General features: G+C 71.5%; 14 protein-coding genes. 2 read left to right on the forward strand and 12 right to left on the reverse strand.

The annotated features are described in order from the left end of the window. Window positions 1–8: 8 nt before the first annotated feature. The 4 genes from ACZ6KF_RS19480 to ACZ6KF_RS19495 all read right to left on the reverse strand — a co-directional run bounded on the left by ACZ6KF_RS19480 (window position 9) and on the right by ACZ6KF_RS19495 (window position 4,913). A complete protein-coding gene (locus ACZ6KF_RS19480) occupies window positions 9–1,682 on the reverse strand; it encodes an urease subunit alpha (RefSeq protein ID WP_356632865.1) in 1,674 nt (557 codons plus the stop codon). Next, a complete protein-coding gene (ureA, locus tag ACZ6KF_RS19485) occupies window positions 1,679–2,362 on the reverse strand; it encodes an urease subunit gamma (protein ID WP_469239375.1) in 684 nt (227 codons plus the stop codon). Before ureA ends, ACZ6KF_RS19480 begins: the two co-directional genes overlap by 4 nt. A 168-nt stretch (window positions 2,363–2,530) precedes the next feature. After that, window positions 2,531–3,619: a branched-chain amino acid aminotransferase gene (locus ACZ6KF_RS19490; protein ID WP_469239377.1), complete on the reverse strand. Its 1,089-nt coding sequence runs from the start codon at window positions 3,617–3,619 to the stop codon at window positions 2,531–2,533. A gap of 241 nt (window positions 3,620–3,860) precedes the next feature. Continuing rightward, entirely contained in the window at window positions 3,861–4,913 is a 1,053-nt protein-coding gene (locus tag ACZ6KF_RS19495; RefSeq protein WP_356632859.1) for a 3-isopropylmalate dehydrogenase, read from the reverse strand. 143 nt (window positions 4,914–5,056) lie between these two features. On the opposite strand from ACZ6KF_RS19495, the gene ACZ6KF_RS19500 reads away from it, so the two are divergent. Continuing rightward, the gene (locus ACZ6KF_RS19500; protein WP_469158951.1) at window positions 5,057–6,616 is read left to right on the forward strand and encodes a purple acid phosphatase family protein; all 1,560 of its coding nucleotides are present in this window, start codon (window positions 5,057–5,059) and stop codon (window positions 6,614–6,616) included. A 14-nt stretch (window positions 6,617–6,630) separates the two neighbouring features. On the opposite strand, the gene ACZ6KF_RS19505 is transcribed toward ACZ6KF_RS19500, so the two are convergent. From ACZ6KF_RS19505 to ACZ6KF_RS19520, 4 genes are all read right to left on the reverse strand, one after another. Continuing rightward, the gene (locus ACZ6KF_RS19505) at window positions 6,631–6,762 is read right to left on the reverse strand and encodes a hypothetical protein (protein ID WP_356632855.1); all 132 of its coding nucleotides are present in this window, start codon (window positions 6,760–6,762) and stop codon (window positions 6,631–6,633) included. Between the two features lie 268 nt (window positions 6,763–7,030). After that, a complete protein-coding gene (locus tag ACZ6KF_RS19510) occupies window positions 7,031–7,567 on the reverse strand; it encodes a GNAT family N-acetyltransferase (protein ID WP_469239379.1) in 537 nt (178 codons plus the stop codon). Window positions 7,568–7,673: 106 nt separating this feature from the next. Then, on the reverse strand, window positions 7,674–9,305 hold the full coding sequence (pruA, locus tag ACZ6KF_RS19515) for an L-glutamate gamma-semialdehyde dehydrogenase (RefSeq protein ID WP_356632851.1): 1,632 nt from the start codon (window positions 9,303–9,305) through the stop codon (window positions 7,674–7,676). A 38-nt stretch (window positions 9,306–9,343) separates the two neighbouring features. After that, window positions 9,344–10,270, reverse strand: a complete 927-nt coding sequence (locus ACZ6KF_RS19520) for a proline dehydrogenase family protein (protein ID WP_469177130.1) — start codon at window positions 10,268–10,270, stop codon at window positions 9,344–9,346. 182 nt (window positions 10,271–10,452) lie between these two features. Between ACZ6KF_RS19520 and ACZ6KF_RS19525 the strand changes: the two genes are divergently transcribed. After that, the gene (locus tag ACZ6KF_RS19525; protein ID WP_356632847.1) at window positions 10,453–11,613 is read left to right on the forward strand and encodes a PucR family transcriptional regulator; all 1,161 of its coding nucleotides are present in this window, start codon (window positions 10,453–10,455) and stop codon (window positions 11,611–11,613) included. Between the two features lie 86 nt (window positions 11,614–11,699). Here ACZ6KF_RS19525 and serA read toward each other — a convergent pair whose 3' ends face one another. The 4 genes from serA to ACZ6KF_RS19545 form a co-directional block, all read right to left on the reverse strand. Next, window positions 11,700–13,289 carry a phosphoglycerate dehydrogenase gene (gene serA, locus ACZ6KF_RS19530; RefSeq protein ID WP_356632845.1) on the reverse strand — a complete coding sequence of 530 codons (1,590 nt, stop codon included), beginning with the start codon at window positions 13,287–13,289 and terminating at the stop codon, window positions 11,700–11,702. 240 nt (window positions 13,290–13,529) lie between these two features. Then, window positions 13,530–14,528, reverse strand: coding sequence for a ketol-acid reductoisomerase (gene ilvC, locus ACZ6KF_RS19535; protein WP_356632843.1), 999 nt, complete (start codon window positions 14,526–14,528; stop codon window positions 13,530–13,532). Between the two features lie 119 nt (window positions 14,529–14,647). After that, the gene (gene ilvN, locus ACZ6KF_RS19540) at window positions 14,648–15,172 is read right to left on the reverse strand and encodes an acetolactate synthase small subunit (RefSeq protein ID WP_043504310.1); all 525 of its coding nucleotides are present in this window, start codon (window positions 15,170–15,172) and stop codon (window positions 14,648–14,650) included. 26 nt (window positions 15,173–15,198) lie between these two features. Next, a complete protein-coding gene (locus tag ACZ6KF_RS19545) occupies window positions 15,199–17,049 on the reverse strand; it encodes an acetolactate synthase large subunit (protein ID WP_356632841.1) in 1,851 nt (616 codons plus the stop codon). Between the last annotated feature and the right edge of the window lie 50 nt (window positions 17,050–17,099).

Consider the following 17,099-nt stretch of genomic DNA (forward strand, 5'->3'; position numbering starts at 1 on the left):
GCGGGTCCTCAGAGGAAGTACAGGCGGTTGAGGGAGACGGTGTCGGCGGGCGCGGAGCGGATGGGCTCGCCGTCGAGCGTGACGAGTCCCGTGCGCTGGTCCACGTCGACCGATCCGGTACGGGAGTTGAGCCGCAGGTCGGCCGGGCCGATGCCGCGCGTGCCGCGTACGGCGACCCTGCGCCGGCGGGTCGGCAGGCCGTCGTGGCCCCGGTCGAGGGCGGCCCGGGCGACGAACGCGACGGAGAGGTCGGCCGGGGCGGCCCCGTGCGCACCGAACTGCGGGCCCAGAACGAGGGGTTCGCAGGTGTCGGTGGCCGCGTTCGGGTCGCCGACCACGCCGTACGCCGGGAAGCCCGACTTGAGCACCAGTTGCGGCTTGGCCCCGAAGAACTCCGGCCGCCACAGCACGATGTCGGCGAGCTTGCCGACCTCGATCGACCCCACCTCGTGGGAGAGCCCGTGCGCGATGGCCGGGTTGACGGTCAGCTTGGCGATGTAGCGCAGGACGCGTTCGTTGTCGTGGTCGTCGTGCGGGGCGCCGAACTCGGCCTTCATCTTCCCGGCCATGGCGAACGTGCGGCGCACGGTCTCGCCGGCCCGGCCCATGCCCTGCGCGTCGGAGGAGGTGATGCCGATCGCGCCCAGGTCGTGCAGCACGTCCTCGGCGCCCATCGTGCCGGCGCGGATGCGGTCGCGGGCCATGGCGGCGTCGCCGGGCAGGTCGGTCTTCAGGTCGTGGACGGAGACGATCATGCCGTAGTGCTCGGCGACGGCGTCCCGGCCGAAGGGCAGGGTCGGGTTGGTGGAGGAGCCGATGACGTTGGGGACGCCGGCCATCTTCAGGACGTTGGGGACGTGTCCGCCGCCGCAGCCCTCGATGTGGAAGGCGTGGATGGTGCGGCCCTCCAGGACGCGCAGGGTGTCCTCGACCGACAGGCACTCGTTCAGCCCGTCGCTGTGCAGGGCCACCTGGACGTCGTGCTCCTCGGCGACCCGCAGGGCGGTGTCCAGGGCGCGGGTGTGGGCGCCCATGTCCTCGTGCACCTTGAACCCGCACGCCCCGCCCTCGGCCAGCGCCTCCACCAGCGGCGCCGGGTCGGACGACGAACCACGCCCCAGGAACCCGATGTTGACGGGCCAGGCGTCGAAGGCGCCGAACGCGTGCCGCAGCGCCCAGGGCGAGTTGACGCCCACGCCCCACACCGGTCCGAACTCCTGCCCGATGATGGTGGTCACGCCGGACGCCAGCGAGGCCTCCATGACCCGCGGCGACAGCAGATGGACGTGCGTGTCGACGGCCCCGGCGGTGGCGATGAGGCCCTCGCCGGACACGATGGACGTGCCGGTGCCGACGACGACGTCGACGCCGTCGAGGGTGTCCGGGTTCCCGGCCCGCCCGACGGCGCTGATCCGGCCCTCGCGGATGCCGATCGACACCTTGCGGATGCCCTGCACGGCGTCGATCACCACGACGTTGCTGACCACGACGTCGCAGGTCTCCCGGACGGCGGCGGCCTTGAGGTGCAGTCCGTCGCGGGCGGTCTTGCCGAAGCCGGCGAGGAACTCGTCGCCGTACCGCTGCGCGTCGGACTCGACGCGGATCACGAGGCCCGAGTCGCCGAGCCGGACGCGGTCGCCGGCGCGCGGGCCGTGGGTGGCGGCGTATTCGTGCGGGTTCATCGCGCGGCTCCCAGATATCCGCAGGCGGTGGCCCTGCGCAGGGCCTCTTCCTTGGCCCCCGGCGCGTCCAGGGGCCCGTCGACGAGCCCGGCGAACCCGATCGCGACCCGTGCGCCCCCGATCGGGACCAGCCCGACCTCCCGGCTCTCCCCCGGCCCGAACCGCACCGACGACCCGGCGGGGACGGCGAGCCGCATGCCGTAGGCGGCCGAACGGTTGAAGTCCAGGCGGGGGTTGGCCTCGAAGAAGTGGAAGTGGGAGGTGACCGAGACGGGCACGCCCGCCGTGTTGACGACCGTGAGCCGCACCACCGCCTGGGGCTCGACGTGCGCGGGGCCCGGCAGCAGCGCCCCCGGACCGTCCTCGCGCGGCCCCGCGCCGCCGATGGGGTCGGAGACGACCGCGAGCCGGGAGCCGTCGTCGAAGACGGCCTCGACGTGCACCTCGGTGACGACGTCGGCGACGCCGGGCAGCACGTCGTCCGGACCGAGCACGGACCGCGCGGCCTCGATGGCCTCGGCGAGCCGTCGGCCGTCGCGGGCGGCCTCGCAGACGGTGTCCGCGATCAGGGCGGTGGCCTCGGGCACGTTGAGCCGCAGTCCGCGGGCGCGCCGGGCGCGGGCCAGCTCGGCGGCGCCGAACAGCAGCAGCCGGTCGCGCTCGGTGGGGGTGAGGCGCATGCCGTCTCCTTCCGGTTTAGAGCGCCACTCTAAACCGGAAGGCATAACAACCGGAAGGCCGGACGTCGACGAGTTTGAACAACACTCAAATCGACATGTTCCGAAACGACTCGGGGCCGCCCCGACCCGAGGTCGGCGGCGGCCCTGAGCCGTGAAGCCGGAAGGGACCTATCCCAGCCGGTGCATCCAGCCGTGCTTGTCCTCCGCCGTGCCCCGCTGGACGTCCAGCAGCGCCCGGCGCAGCCTCAGCGTGACCTCGCCGGGCTCGCAGCCCGACTGCCGCCACTCGGCGCCGGCCCGCTTCACCGTGCCGACCGGCGTGATCACGGCCGCGGTGCCGCAGGCGAAGACCTCGGTGAGGGCGCCGCTCTCGGCATCGCGCTGCCACTGGTCGATGGAGACCCGGCCCTCCTCGGCCTCGTAGCCGAGGTCGCGGGCGACGGCGAGGAGGGAGTCGCGGGTGACGCCCTCCAGGATGGAGCCGGTGAGGGCGGGGGTGACGATCCGGTCGCCGTAGACGAAGTACAGGTTCATGCCGCCGAGTTCCTCGACCCACTTGTGCTCGACCGCGTCGAGGTAGCAGACCTGGTCGCAGCCCTTGGCGGCGGCCTCGGCCTGGGCGAGGAGGGAGGCGGCGTAGTTGCCGCCGGTCTTGGCGTCGCCCATGCCGCCGGGGACGGCGCGGACGCGGTCCTCGGAGAGCCAGATGGACACCGGCTTGACGCCGCCGGGGAAGTAGGCGCCGGCCGGGGAGGCGATGACGAGGAAGAGGTACTCGTTGGCGGGCTTCACGCCGAGGCCGACCTCGGTGGCGATCATGAAGGGGCGCAGGTAGAGGGACTCCTCGCCGCCGTGCGCCGGGACCCACGCCTTGTCCTGCCGGACCAGGGCGTCACAGGCCTCGATGAAGGTCTCGACCGGGAGTTCGGGCATCGCGAGCCGGCGGGCGGAGCGCTGGAAGCGCTTGGCGTTCTGGTCGGGGCGGAAGGTGGCGACGGAGCCGTCGGGCTGACGGTAGGCCTTGAGTCCCTCGAAGATCTCCTGCGCGTAGTGCAGGGTCATGTTGGCCGGATCGAGAGAGAGCGGGCCGTAGGGGACGAGCTGCCCGTCGTGCCAGCCGCGGCCCTCCGTCCACTTGATCGTCACCATGTGGTCGGTGAAGTGGCGGCCGAACCCGGGGCTGGCCAGGATCGCCTCCCGCTCCGCGGCGGAGAGCGGGTGGGCCGAGGGCTTGAGCTCGATCGTGGGCGTCGTCATCAGTGGTTGTCCTTCACCGGTTGTAGTGACGGGCCGCGCTCACGCCCGTACTGCCAGTGGCCAGTGCTAGGACGTCCGAGCATTCCCTCAATCCGCGGCTCCGCGTCCGATTATCGCAAGCGGGCGACGAGGGAGAAAACAGCGTGAATGCGGCCCGGGGTTGATGGTGGCACCCGGCGGGGACATGGGGAAGCCGCCGGGCGCGGATGCGACCCGGCGGCTTCGAGGCGAGCGCGGCGGGTCAGCCGGCTACGCGTACCGCCAGCGCGTCGCCGATCTCCGAGGTGGAGCGGGCGGGCTTGCCGGCGCGGTCCGCGAGGTCGGCGGCGACCGCGTCCTCGATGCGGGCGGCCTCGGCCTCGTGGCCGAGGTGGCGCAGCAGCAGGGCGACGGAGAGGACCGTGGCGGTGGGGTCGGCCTTGCCCTGGCCGGCGATGTCCGGGGCCGAGCCGTGGACGGGCTCGAACATCGACGGGAACTCGCCGCTCGGGTTGATGTTGCCGGAGGCGGCGACGCCGATGCCGCCGGAGACGGCCGCGGCGAGGTCGGTGATGATGTCGCCGAAGAGGTTGTCGGTGACGATCACGTCGAACCGCTCGGGCTGGGTGACCAGGAAGATGGTCGCCGCGTCGACGTGGATGTACTCGGTGGTGACCTCGGGGTACTCCTCGGCCACCTTGTTGAAGATGTTCGTCCACAGGTGGCCCGCGAAGGTGAGCACGTTGTTCTTGTGGACCAGCGTGAGCTTCTTGCGGGGGCGGGCCTGGGCGCGGGCGAAGGCGTCGCGGACGACGCGCTCGACGCCGAAGGCGGTGTTGACGGACACCTCGGTGGCGACCTCGTGCGGGGTGCCCTTGCGGATGGTGCCGCCGTTGCCCGTGTAGGGGCCCTCGGTGCCCTCGCGGACGACCACGAAGTCGATCTCCGGCTGGCCGGCGAGCGGGGTGGCGACGCCGGGCAGGAGCTTCGACGGCCGCAGGTTGACGTGGTGGTCGAAGGCGAAGCGGAGCTTGAGCAGGAAGCCGCGCTCCAGGACGCCGGAGGGGACCGAGGGGTCGCCGATCGCGCCGAGCAGGATGGCGTCGTGCTGCTTGAGGGCCTCGAGGTCGGCGTCGGTGAGGGTCTCACCGGTGGCGTGGTAGCGCTGGGCGCCGAAGTCGTAGGCCTTGGTCTCCAGCTTCACATCCTGCGGAAGGACGGCGGAGAGGACTTTCAGGCCTTCGGCCACGACTTCCTGGCCGATGCCGTCACCGGGGATCACTGCGAGATCGAGGATGCGAGAGCTTGCCGACATGCGCAGCACCCTACTCCTCGTCCCATGGGATGACATGACGCGTCCGCGATCCGGACACCCGGACGGAGTCGGGCACCGTGGGGACGCACTGCGTTCACTCCTGCTTCCACGGGGCGTCGGGGCCCGATGGGAAAGTGTCGGCCATGGACCTCCCCGACTTCGGCATTCCGCCGCGGCTCGCCCGGCGGATGAGCATGGCCGAGCAGTACGAGTACCTGCGGGCGCACCTCACCCGGCGGCGCGCGCTGGTGACGGCCGGCGCGGTCGCGGGCGGGCTGCTGACCGGCTGTTCCGGCGGGAGCGGCGTGTCGGCGCCGAGCAGCGCACCGTCCGCCACGTCGAGGACGCCCGGCTCGGCCGTCGTCCCCTACGGCCGCCATCTGGCCTTCGGGGCGGATCCCCGCACACAGATGCGCGTCTCCTGGCAGGTGCCGGCCGCGGTGCGGCGGCCGTACGTGCGGATCGGCGCCCGTCCCGACGCGCTCGGGGAGCGGATCGAGGCGGAGGTGCGCGATCTGTACACGCCGGAGCTGGACGGGATCCGCGCGGCGGTGCAGCAGTACTACGTCCACGCGGCGCTGGACGGCCTGCTGCCGGGCGCGACGTACTACTACGGCATCGGACACGAGGGCCGCGATCCCGCCTCGCCCGAACACCGCGCCGCCATCGGCTCCTTCCGCACGGCGCCGGCGCGGCCGGAGTCGTTCGTGTTCACCGCCTTCGGCGACCAGGGGGTCGGGGACGCGCCGGAGACCAACAACGAGCTGATCCTGCGCCAGAAGCCCGCCTTCCATCTGCACGCCGGCGACATCTGCTACGCCAACGCCAAGGGCCGGGGCAAGAAGTCGGACGCCTACGATCCCTCCTTCTGGGACCACTTCATGGCGCAGACCTCCCAGGTGGCCGGGTCGGTGCCGTGGATGGTGACGACCGGCAACCACGACATGGAGGCCTGGTACTCCCCCGACGGCTACGGCGGCCAGTTCGCCCGCTGGTCGCTGCCGGACAACGGCTTCGACCCCAAGGGCGCGCCGGGGGTGTACGCGTTCCGGTACGGCAACGTGGGCGTGGTGGCGCTGGACGCGAACGATGTGTCGTACGAGATCCCCGCCAACCTCGGGTACAGCGGGGGCCGGCAGACGGCGTGGCTGGAGGCGACGCTGGGCGAGCTGCGCGCGGCGCCGGAGATCGACTTCGTTGTCGTGTACTTCCACCACTGCGCCTACTCGACGTCCTCGCACGCCTCGGACGGAGGGGTGCGCGCGGAGTGGGTGCCGCTGTTCGCCCGGCACCGGGTGGACCTGGTGATCAACGGGCACAACCACGTCTACGAGCGGACCGACGCGATCCGGGACGGCGAGGTGGGCCGGCCGGTGCCGATCGGCGGGACGACGGACCCGGCGAGGGACGGGACCGTGTACGTCACGGCGGGCGGCGGCGGCAGGGAGCTGTACGGCTTCCCGGCGGGCGTGCCGGAGAGCTACGAGGGCTCGGTCCAGGACGTCGAGTCCGTGGACACCTTCCGCTGGACCCGGTCGCGCGGGGACGCCCGGGAGACGGTGGAGTGGTCGCGGGTGCGCTACCGGGGCTTTTCGTTCCTCAAGGTGGAGGCGCACGCCGGGGCGGCACCGAGGCTCGCGGTGTCGGCGCTGGCGGCGACCGGGCAGCGGGTCGACCACTTCGAGGTGCGGCGCGGGCGGTAGGGCCCGGCCGTGGCTCAGTGGCCGGTGGCGCCGCCGTTGTCGCGGCGGTCGAGGGCGCGCTGGAGGGCCGCGGCGGCGTTCTTGCGGTCGGCCTCGCTGCTGCGGGAGACGTGACGGACTCGGCGGCGTGCGGTCGTCTCGGACATGGCGGATCGGCTCCTTCGTGGTCCCGGAGTGCGGGGAGGAAAGGGGGATGCGAGACGCCGGAAGGGACGGGGAGCGACGGTGCCGCAGGGGTTGCCTGCGCGGGCCCGGCTCACGGCCGTCATTCGCTTGGTCGAGCGAGACGTTCGGCTCCTACAAAACTAAGCGAGGACGGCGCATCTGTCTCCACAATTACTCGGACTTCCTACTATCTGAGACGGCCGGACGGACCACGCCCCGCCGACCTGCCGCTTTCCCGGCCCGTGTGGCTCAGAGCACGTCGCCGTCCCGCCAGTCGAAGCACAGCTCGCCCTCCGCGTGGAGGGGCCCGGCGAGCGCGGCCCGCACGTAGGTGCTGCCCTCCTCCTCGGGGAGCCGGACGACGCCCCCGGGACCCAGCGCGGCCACCCTCCCCGGCCACGCGCTCCAGCCCCGCGCCTCGTACAGCGCGGCCCCCTCGTCGCTGGCGGAGAGGGCGCCGAGGTCGTAGGCACGGTCGACGATCCCCTCCAGCACGCCCATGACCCGGCCCCCGAGCCCGGTACGGCGCACGTCCGGGCGCACGGCGACGTTCTCGACGTACCCGGTGCGCAGCCAGCGCTCCCGGTGCCGCACCCGCCGCATCACGACCGCCCCGTGCGCGGCGAGCCCGGCGTCGTCGTCCACGAGGACGTGCATCCCGCCGAGACCGTGGTCGAAGTCGTCGTCGCTGAAGTCCCCCGCGAACACGGCGTCCAGGAAGCCGCGCAGGGCACGCAGTTCGGCGGGGGCGAGGTCGGCGGTGTGGACGGTACGGATCGTCGTCATGGGCCCAGTATTCGGGATGCCGTGACCCGCGCGGGCCGCCCGCCGCCTCCCACGCGAACGGGCCGGGTCCCCGTGGACCCGGCCCGTCGGCGACGGCTGACGGAGGTCAGCCCATGTGCGGGTAGGTGTAGTCGGTCGGCGGGACCAGCGTCTCCTTGATCGAGCGGGTCAGCGTCCAGCGCGTCAGGTTCTGCGGGGCGCCGGCCTTGTCGTTGGTGCCGGAGGCGCGGCCGCCGCCGAAGGGCTGCTGGCCGACGACGGCGCCGGTCGACTTGTCGTTGATGTAGAAGTTGCCCGCCGCGTAGCGCAGCTTCTCCATCGTGTACGCCGCCGCCGCGCGGTCGCCCGCGATGACCGAGCCGGTGAGGGCGTAGTCGGACACCGACTCCATCTGCGTCAGCATCTCGTCGTACGTGTCGTCCTCGTAGACGTGCACGGCGAGGATCGGGCCGAAGTACTCGGTCGTGAAGACCTCGTTCTGTGGGTCGGTGCACTCGATGACGGTCGGGCGGACGAAGTAGCCGACCGAGTCGTCGTAGGAGCCGCCCGCGACGATCGTGCACGCCGGGTCCTGCTTGGCGCGCTCGATGGCGGCCTTGTTCTTGGCGAAGGCGCGCTCGTCGATGACCGCGCCGATGAAGTTCGACAGGTCGGTGACGTCGCCCATGGTGAGGTAGTCGACCTCGGCCGCGAACTCCTCCTTGAAGCCGGAGTTCCAGATCGACGCCGGGATGTAGGCGCGGGAGGTCGCGGAGCACTTCTGGCCCTGGTACTCGAAGGCGCCGCGAGTCAACGCGGTCTTCAGCACCGCGCGGTCGGCGCTCGGGTGGGCGACCAGGAAGTCCTTGCCGCCGGTCTCGCCGACCAGGCGCGGGTAGGAGCGGTACTTCTCGATGTTGGCGCCGACCGTCTTCCACAGGTACTGGAACGTCTTGGTCGAGCCGGTGAAGTGGATCCCGGCGAGGTCCCGGTGGTGCAGGGCCACCTCGGAGACCTCGATGCCGTCGCCGGTGACGAGGTTGATGACGCCCTTGGGCAGCCCGGCCTCCTCCAGCAGCCGCATCAGCAGCACGGCGGCGTGGGTCTGGGTGGGGGACGGCTTCCAGACGACGACGTTGCCCATCAGCGCGGGGGCGGTGGGCAGGTTGCCCGCGATGGCCGTGAAGTTGAACGGCGTGATCGCGTAGACGAAGCCCTCCAGCGGGCGGTGGTCCAGACGGTTCCAGACGCCCGGGGAGTTGGCCGGGGGCTGCTCGGCGAGGATCTGCCGGGCGTAGTGGACGTTGAACCGCCAGAAGTCGACCAGCTCGCAGGGGGTGTCGATCTCGGCCTGCTGGGCGGTCTTGGACTGGCCGAGCATGGTGGACGCGGCCAGCGTCTCGCGCCAGGGTCCGGCCAGCAGCTCGGCGGCGCGCAGGATGATCGCCGCGCGGTCGTCGAACGCCATCGCACGCCAGGCGGGCGCGGCGGCCAGGGCCGCGTCGATGGCGTCCTGCGCGTCCTGCCGGGTGGCGTTGCCGTACGTGCCGAGGCGGGCCTTGTGGTTGTGCGGCTGGACGACGTCGAAGCGCTCGCCGCCGCCCATCCGCCGCTCGCCGCCGATGGTGCAGGGCAGGTCGATCGGGTTGTCGGCCAGCTCCTTCAGCCTGGCCTCCAGCCGGGCGCGCTCGGGAGAGCCGGGGGCGTAGCCGTGCACCGGCTCGTTGACGGGGGTGGGGACCTGGGTCACAGCGTCCATGAGATCCGTAACTCCTTGAACTTGAGCGGGTGGTGGGCTCAGCCCTTGCTGACCATCGAGCGGACGAAGAAGCGCAGGTTCGCCGGCTTCTCCGCGAGCCGCCGCATGAAGTAGCCGTACCAGTCGGTGCCGTACGCCGTGTAGACGCGCATCCGGTGGCCCTCGGCGGCGAGCCGCAGGTGCTCCTCGCCGCGGATGCCGTACAGCATCTGGAACTCGTAGTCGCCCGGCTTGCGTCCCGCGCGGTGGGCGAGTTCCTGGGCGATGGCGATCAGACGCGGGTCGTGGGACCCGATCATCGGGTAGCCCTCGCCGTCCATCAGGACGCGCAGGACGCGGACGTACGCCTTGTCGATCTCGTGCCTGTCCTGGAGCGCGACCTTCGCGGGCTCCTTGTAGGCGCCCTTGACCAGGCGGACCCGGCTGCCGTTCGCGGCCAGGCGGCGGGCGTCGGCCTCGGTGCGCAGGAGGTACGCCTGGATGACGCAGCCCGTCCGGGGGAAGTCCCGGCGCAGCTCGTCGTGGATGGCGAACATCGAGTCGAGGGTGGTGTGGTCCTCCGCGTCCAGTGTGACCGTGGTGCCGATCTCCGCGGCGGCCTCGACGACCGGGCGGACGTTGGCGAGGGCCAGCTCGTGCCCGCCGGGCAGCGCCTGGCCGAACATCGACAGCTTCACGGACATCTCGACGCGTTCGCCCAGCTCCAGCGGCTTCAGGCGGTCGATCAGCTCCAGATAGGCGTCACGGGCGGCGGTGGCCTGCTCGGGCGTGGTGATGTCCTCGCCGACGACGTCCATGGTCAGTTCGAGGCCCTTGGCGGTGAGGTCCTCGACGATCGGCACGATCTCGTCCACGGTCTCGCCGGGGATGAACCGGTCGACGACCTGCTTCGTCACCGGGGCCGCCGAGATCAGGCGTCGCATCCGGTCGCTGCGCGACGCGGCGAGAATCACGGGACCCAGCACGGGGCACCTCCACATACCAACCCGAACGAGGCCGCATCCCGACGGTCCGGGAACGGCACGGAGAACCACCGTGAAAGTTAAGGATCCCTCGGATCGTCGGCCATCGACAGCTGTCACGCATCCCCGCCGCAGATCTCAGACATCTGTATGAAGGTGGCGCGAAAGTGCGGGAGAATGCCGTGGTGACGTCGGATTACAGGGGTGACTACCAGGAGCTGGTCGACGAGATCTCCGAGCTGCTGGGCGCCCCGGCGACGCTGGAGAACCGCGACTTCGAGCTGATCGCCTTCGGCGCCTACGACAGCGAGGGGGAGCTGGACGCCTCGGCCCTGGACCCGGTCCGGGCCCGCTCGATCCTGACCCGCCGCTCCACGCCCGCCGTCCGCGCCTGGTTCGAGGGCTTCGGCATCACCCGGGCGACCGGCCCGGTGCGCATCCCCCGGACGCCGGAGGCGGGGGTGCACCGGGGGCGGATCTGTCTGCCCGTACGCCATCGGGGTGTCGTCCGCGGCTACGTCTGGCTGCTGGAGGACGAGCCCGGGCCCACCGAGCGGCAGCTGGCCGCCGCCATGGAGGTGACCGCCCGCATCGGGGCGCTGCTCGCCGACGAGGCCCAGCACGGCGCCGACCTGACCCGTGAGCTGCGGGCCGCGGTGACCGCCGAGCGGGGCTGGCAGCGGGACATGGCGGTGGCCGCCCTGCGCACCGAGCTGGGGCCGCGCGCCGAGGGCCCGCACGCGGTGGTGTGCGTGGCGCCGTGGCCGTCCGCCGACCCGGAGGACGCCCCGTCGGCCCGTACGGTGCCCCATGCGACGGCCGTGTGCACGGCGCCGTGGGGAACGGCGGGGCAGGGCCTCGCGGTGCTGGTGCGGCTGCGCGCCGCGGACGTGCCGGGGCCGGCGCTGACGGCGGCGTCCCGGCTGCTCGGGGAGGGCGCGCGGGCCGGGGTCGGCGAGCCGTTCACCGGTCTGGCGGGTCTGGCGACGGCCTGGCAGCAGGCATCGGCCGCGGCCCGCGCCGCGCTCGCCGAGCCCCGCTTCGGGCCCGTCGCCGAGTGGTCCCGCATCGGCCCGTACCGCCTGCTCACCGCCCTGTCCCCGGAGGCGGCCCGCGACCGCGCCGTGGCCCCGCTGCTCTCTCCCGCCCAGGCCGAGCTGGCCCGCACCGCCGAGGCGTACCTGGACCGCGCGGGCCAGGCCGGCCGCACCGCCGCCGACCTGGGCATCCACCGCCAGACCCTGTACTACCGGCTGTCCCGTGTCGAACAGCTCACCGGCCTGGACCTGGCCGACGGCGAGGACCGCCTGCTGCTGCACATGGCCCTGAAGGCGGCCCGGATCTGACCCTCACCACCCGACCGTCGCCCGACATGGCGACGCCGGGCGGCCGAGGAATGCCTCGGTCGCCCGGCGTCGTGCCGAAGCGGGGGTCAGACCAGGTTCACCGAACGGGCCGACGTCGCCCCGATCTCCGCAGCCAGCTCGCCGAGCACGCCCGGGGAGACGGTGTCGTCCACGGTCAGCACGGCCAGCGCCTCGCCGCCCACGTCCGCGCGGGCGACCTGCATGCCGGCGATGTTGATGCCCGCCTCGCCGAGGATGCGGCCGACGGTGCCGACGACGCCCGGACGGTCCTCGTACCGCAGGACCACCATGTGGTCGGCGAGCGCGAGGTCCACGTCGTAGTCGCCGACCGCCACGAGCTTCTGCAGGTGCTTGGGACCGGCGAGGGTGCCGGACACCGACACCTCCTCGCCGTCGCCGAGGGTGCCGCGCACGGTGACGACGTTGCGGTGGTCCGGCGACTCGGAGCTGGTCGTCAGCCGCACCTCGACGCCGCGCTCCTGGGCGAACAGCGGGGCGTTGACGTAGGACACCGTCTCGTCGACGACGTCCTCGAAGACGCCCTTGAGCGCGGACAGCTCCAGCACCTTCACGTCGTGCTGGGTGATCTCGCCGTACACCTCGACGTCGAGGCGGACGGCGACCTCGCCGGCCAGCGCGGTGAAGATCCGGCCGAGGCGCTCGGCGAGCGGCAGACCCGGCTTGACGTCCTCGGCGATGACGCCGCCCTGGACGTTGACCGCGTCCGGGACCAGCTCGCCGGCGAGCGCCAGGCGCACCGAGCGGGCGACGGCGATGCCGGCCTTCTCCTGCGCCTCGTCGGTCGACGCGCCCAGGTGCGGGGTCGCGACGACCTGGTCGAACTCGAACAGCGGGGAGTCCGTGCAGGGCTCCTTGGCGTACACGTCGAGGCCGGCGCCGGCGACGCGGCCCTCCTTGAGCGCCGAGTACAGCGCCTCCTCGTCGACGATGCCGCCGCGCGCGGCGTTGACGATGCGCACGCTCGGCTTGACCTTGCGCAGCGCCTCGTCGCCGATCAGGCCGACCGTCTCGGGCGTCTTGGGCAGGTGGACGGTGATGAAGTCGGAGACCTCCAGCAGCTCGTCCAGCGACAGCACCTTGACGCCCATCTGCGCGGCCCGCGCGGGCTGCACATAGGGGTCGTAGGCGACGACCTTCATGCCGAACGCGGACATCCGCTGGGCGACCAGCGCGCCGATGCGGCCGAGGCCGACGACGCCGAGGGTCTTCTCGGCCAGTTCGACGCCGGTGTACTTGCTCCGCTTCCACTCGCCGTTCTTGAGCGCGGCGTTGGCCTGCGGGATGTTGCGGGCGGTGGCGAGGATCAGACCGCAGGCCAGTTCGGCGGCGGTCACGATGTTGGAGGTGGGGGCGTTGACGACCATCACGCCGGCCTTGGTGGCGGCGGACACGTCGACGTTGTCCAGGCCGACGCCGGCTCGTGCGACGACCTTGAGCCGGTTCGCGGCCGCGATGGCCTCGGCGTCGACCTTGGTTGCCGAGCGGATGAGGATCGCGTCGACGTCGGCGAGGGCGGGCAGCAGCTCGGCGCGGTCCGCGCCGTTGCAGTGCCGGATCTCGAAGTCCGGGCCAAGCGCGTCCACGGTCGCGGGCGACAGCTCTTCAGCGATGAGTACGACAGGTTTCGAGCTCACGTGAGTCCTCACATGTGCAATGCGGACGGCCGTCCCGACGGCCGCAGGCGGTGGAGGGGGGCTTGCCGCGTGTGACGCACGACGCTGTGGGCCTGACGCGTATTAGTACGGCAGTGTAGTGGCGCGGCGGTCGGCGGCTTGCGCCTCTGCGGAAGGATCACCCGTCCGTGGCTGGACCGGGTGGACAACACCGTGGCGCAAAGGGCCGGAGCGCATGGCTCCGGCCCTTCGTCCCGAGGCTTACGCCTCCTCGTTCACCCAGCTCATGAGCTTGCGCAGCTCCTTGCCGGTGGTCTCCAGCAGGTGCTCGGAGTCCTGCTTCTTGTACTCGTTGTACTTCTTCAGACCGCCGTGGTACTCGTCCATCCAGTTCCGGGCGAAGGTGCCGTCCTGGATCTCGGCGAGCACCTTCTTCATCTCGGCCTTGGTGGCCTCGGTGATGATGCGCGGGCCGGTGACGTAGTCGCCCCACTCGGCGGTCTCGGAGATGGACCAGCGCATCTTCTCCAGGCCGCCCTCGTACATGAGGTCGACGATCAGCTTCAGCTCGTGCAGGCACTCGAAGTAGGCGATCTCCGGCTGGTAGCCCGCCTCGGTCAGCGTCTCGAAGCCCGCCTTGACCAGCGCCGCGGTGCCACCGCACAGCACGGCCTGCTCACCGAACAGGTCGGTCTCGGTCTCCTCGGTGAAGGTGGTCTTGATGACGCCGGCGCGGGTGCCGCCGATGCCCTTGGCGTACGACAGGGCGAGCGCGAAGGCGTTGCCGGTGGCGTCCTGCTCGACGGCGGCGATGCAGGGAACGCCGCGGCCCTCCTCGTACTGACGGCGCACCAGGTGGCCCGGGCCCTTGGGGGCGACCATGCAGACGTCGACGCCGGCCGGGGGCTTGATGAAGCCGTAGCGGATGTTCAGGCCGTGGCCGAAGAACAGCGCGTCGCCGTCCTTCAGGTTGTCCTTGATCGACTCCTCGTAGACCTGGGCCTGGATGGGGTCCGGCACCAGGATCATGATGACGTCGGCCTCGGCGGCGGCCTCGGCGGGGGTGACCACGCGCAGGCCCTGCTCCTCGGCCTTCGCCTTGGACTTGGAGCCCTCGTGCAGACCGACGCGGACGTCGACACCCGAGTCACGCAGCGACAGGGCGTGGGCGTGGCCCTGGCTGCCGTACCCGATGACCGCGACCTTGCGGCCCTGGATGATGGACAGGTCGGCGTCGGCGTCGTAGAACAGCTCGGCCACTTTGGGTTCTCTCCTTGGGGTGCAGATGTTGCGTCCCACCGTATGACGGGGGGCGGAAGGGAAGTCTGGGGGTCTCGGCATACGGGCGGCCGGTCGTCGCCGGCCGCCCGGTCATGTCGTTACGCCGACCGGTCCAGTGCGCGCAGCGACCGGTCCGTGATCGAACGCGCTCCGCGTCCGATGGCGATCGTGCCGGACTGCACCAGCTCCTTGATGCCGTACGGCTCCAGCATCTTGAGCATGGCGGACAGCTTGTCGCTGCTGCCGGTGGCCTCGATGGTCACGGCCTCCGGGGAGACGTCCACGGTCTTGGCGCGGAAGAGCTGGACGATCTCGACGATCTGGGAGCGCGTCTCGTTGTCCGCGCGCACCTTCACCAGAACGAGTTCCCGCTGAACGGCCGAACCGGGTTCCAGTTCGACGATCTTCAGCACGTTGACGAGCTTGTTGAGCTGCTTGGTGACCTGCTCCAGCGGCAGGTCCTCCACGTTCACCACGATGGTGATGCGGGAGATGTCGGGGTGCTCGGTGACGCCGACCGCGAGGGAGTCGATGTTGAAGCCGCGGCGGGAGAACAGGGCGGCGATCCGGGCGAGGATGCCGGGGGTGTTCTCCACCAGGACGGAGAGCGTGTGCTTGGACATGGGTCTGATTCCTTTACCTGCGGCTCTCAGTCGTCTTCGTTGTCGCCGAAGTCGGGGCGGACGTCCCGGGCGGCCATGATCTCGTCGTTGGAGGTGCCGGCGGCCACCATCGGCCAGACCATCGCGTCCTCGTGGACGACGAAGTCCACCACGACCGGGCGGTCGTTGACGGAGTTCGCCTCCTCGATGACCTTGTCGAGGTCGGCCGGGTCCTCGCAGCGGATCGCGTAGCAGCCCATCGCCTCGGACAGCTTGACGAAGTCGGGCACGCGGGTGCCCCGGGCCTGCGGGTTGACGTCGTCCGGGCCGGAGTGCAGCACCGTGTTGGAGTAGCGCTGGTTGTAGAACAGCGTCTGCCACTGGCGGACCATCCCGAGGGCGCCGTTGTTGATGATGGCGACCTTGATCGGGATGTTGTTCAGGGCGCAGGTGGTCAGCTCCTGATTGGTCATCTGGAAGCAGCCGTCGCCGTCGATCGCCCACACGGTGCGCTCGGGCGCGCCGGCCTTGGCGCCCATGGCGGCCGGCACGGCGTAGCCCATGGTGCCCGCGCCGCCGGAGTTGAGCCAGGTGGCGGGCTTGTCGTACTCGATGAAGTGCGCGGCCCACATCTGGTGCTGGCCGACGCCCGCGGCGAAGATCGTGCCCTGCGGGGCCAGCTGTCCGATGCGCTCGATGACCTGCTGCGGGGAGAGCGAGCCGTCCTCGGGGAGGTCGTAGCCGAGCGGGTAGGTGTCGCGCCAGCGGCTGAGGTCCTTCCACCAGGCGGTGTAGTCGCCCCGGTGGCCCTCGCCGTGCTCCTTCTGGACGGCCTGGATCAGGTCGGCGATGACCTCGCGGGCGTCCCCGACGATCGGCACGTCCGCGGCCCGGTTCTTGCCGATCTCGGCGGGGTCGATGTCGGCGTGGACGATCTTGGCGTGCGGGGCGAAGCTGTCCAGCTTGCCGGTGACGCGGTCGTCGAAGCGGGCGCCGAGGGCGACGATCAGGTCGGCCTTCTGCAGCGCGGTGACGGCGGTGACCGAACCGTGCATGCCCGGCATGCCCACGTGCAGCGGGTGGCTGTCGGGGAACGCGCCGAGCGCCATCAGGGTGGTGGTGACCGGCGCTCCGGTCAGCTCGGCGAGGACCTTCAGCTCGGCGGTGGCGCCGGCCTTGAGGACGCCGCCGCCGACGTAGAGGACGGGGCGCTTCGCGCCGGTGATCAGCTTGGCGGCCTCGCGGATCTGCTTGGCGTGCGGCTTGGTCACCGGGCGGTAGCCGGGCAGGTCCATGACCGGCGGCCAGGCGAAGGTGGTCTTCGCCTGGAGGGCGTCCTTGGCGATGTCGACCAGGACCGGGCCGGGGCGGCCGGTGGAGGCGATGTGGAACGCCTGCGCGATCACCCGCGGGATGTCCTCCGCCTTGGTGACGAGGAAGTTGTGCTTCGTGATCGGCATGGTGATGCCGACGATGTCCGCCTCCTGGAAGGCGTCCGTGCCGATCGCCTTGGAGGCGACCTGACCGGTGATCGCGACCAGCGGCACGGAGTCCATGTGGGCGTCGGCGATCGGCGTGACCAGGTTGGTGGCGCCGGGTCCGGAGGTCGCCATGCAGACGCCGACCTTGCCGGTGGCCTGGGCGTAACCGGTGGCGGCGTGACCCGCGCCCTGCTCGTGGCGGACCAGGACGTGGCGGACCCGGGTGGAGTCCATCAGCGGGTCGTACGCCGGGAGGATCGCACCGCCGGGAATGCCGAATACCGTGTCGGCCCCGACCTCCTCGAGAGAGCGGATGAGGGACTGCGCACCCGTGACGTGCTCGGGGGCGGGCTGTCCTCCGGATCGGGGCCGCGGCTGCGGGTGAGGGGCCCCGGTGGCCTGCTCGGTCATCGGCATTCTCTTCTCGATGCTGAGGGTTTTTGCGAGGTTTGTGCGATGTACGGCTG

It is taken from the genome of Streptomyces sp. NPDC046379 (assembly GCF_055587785.1).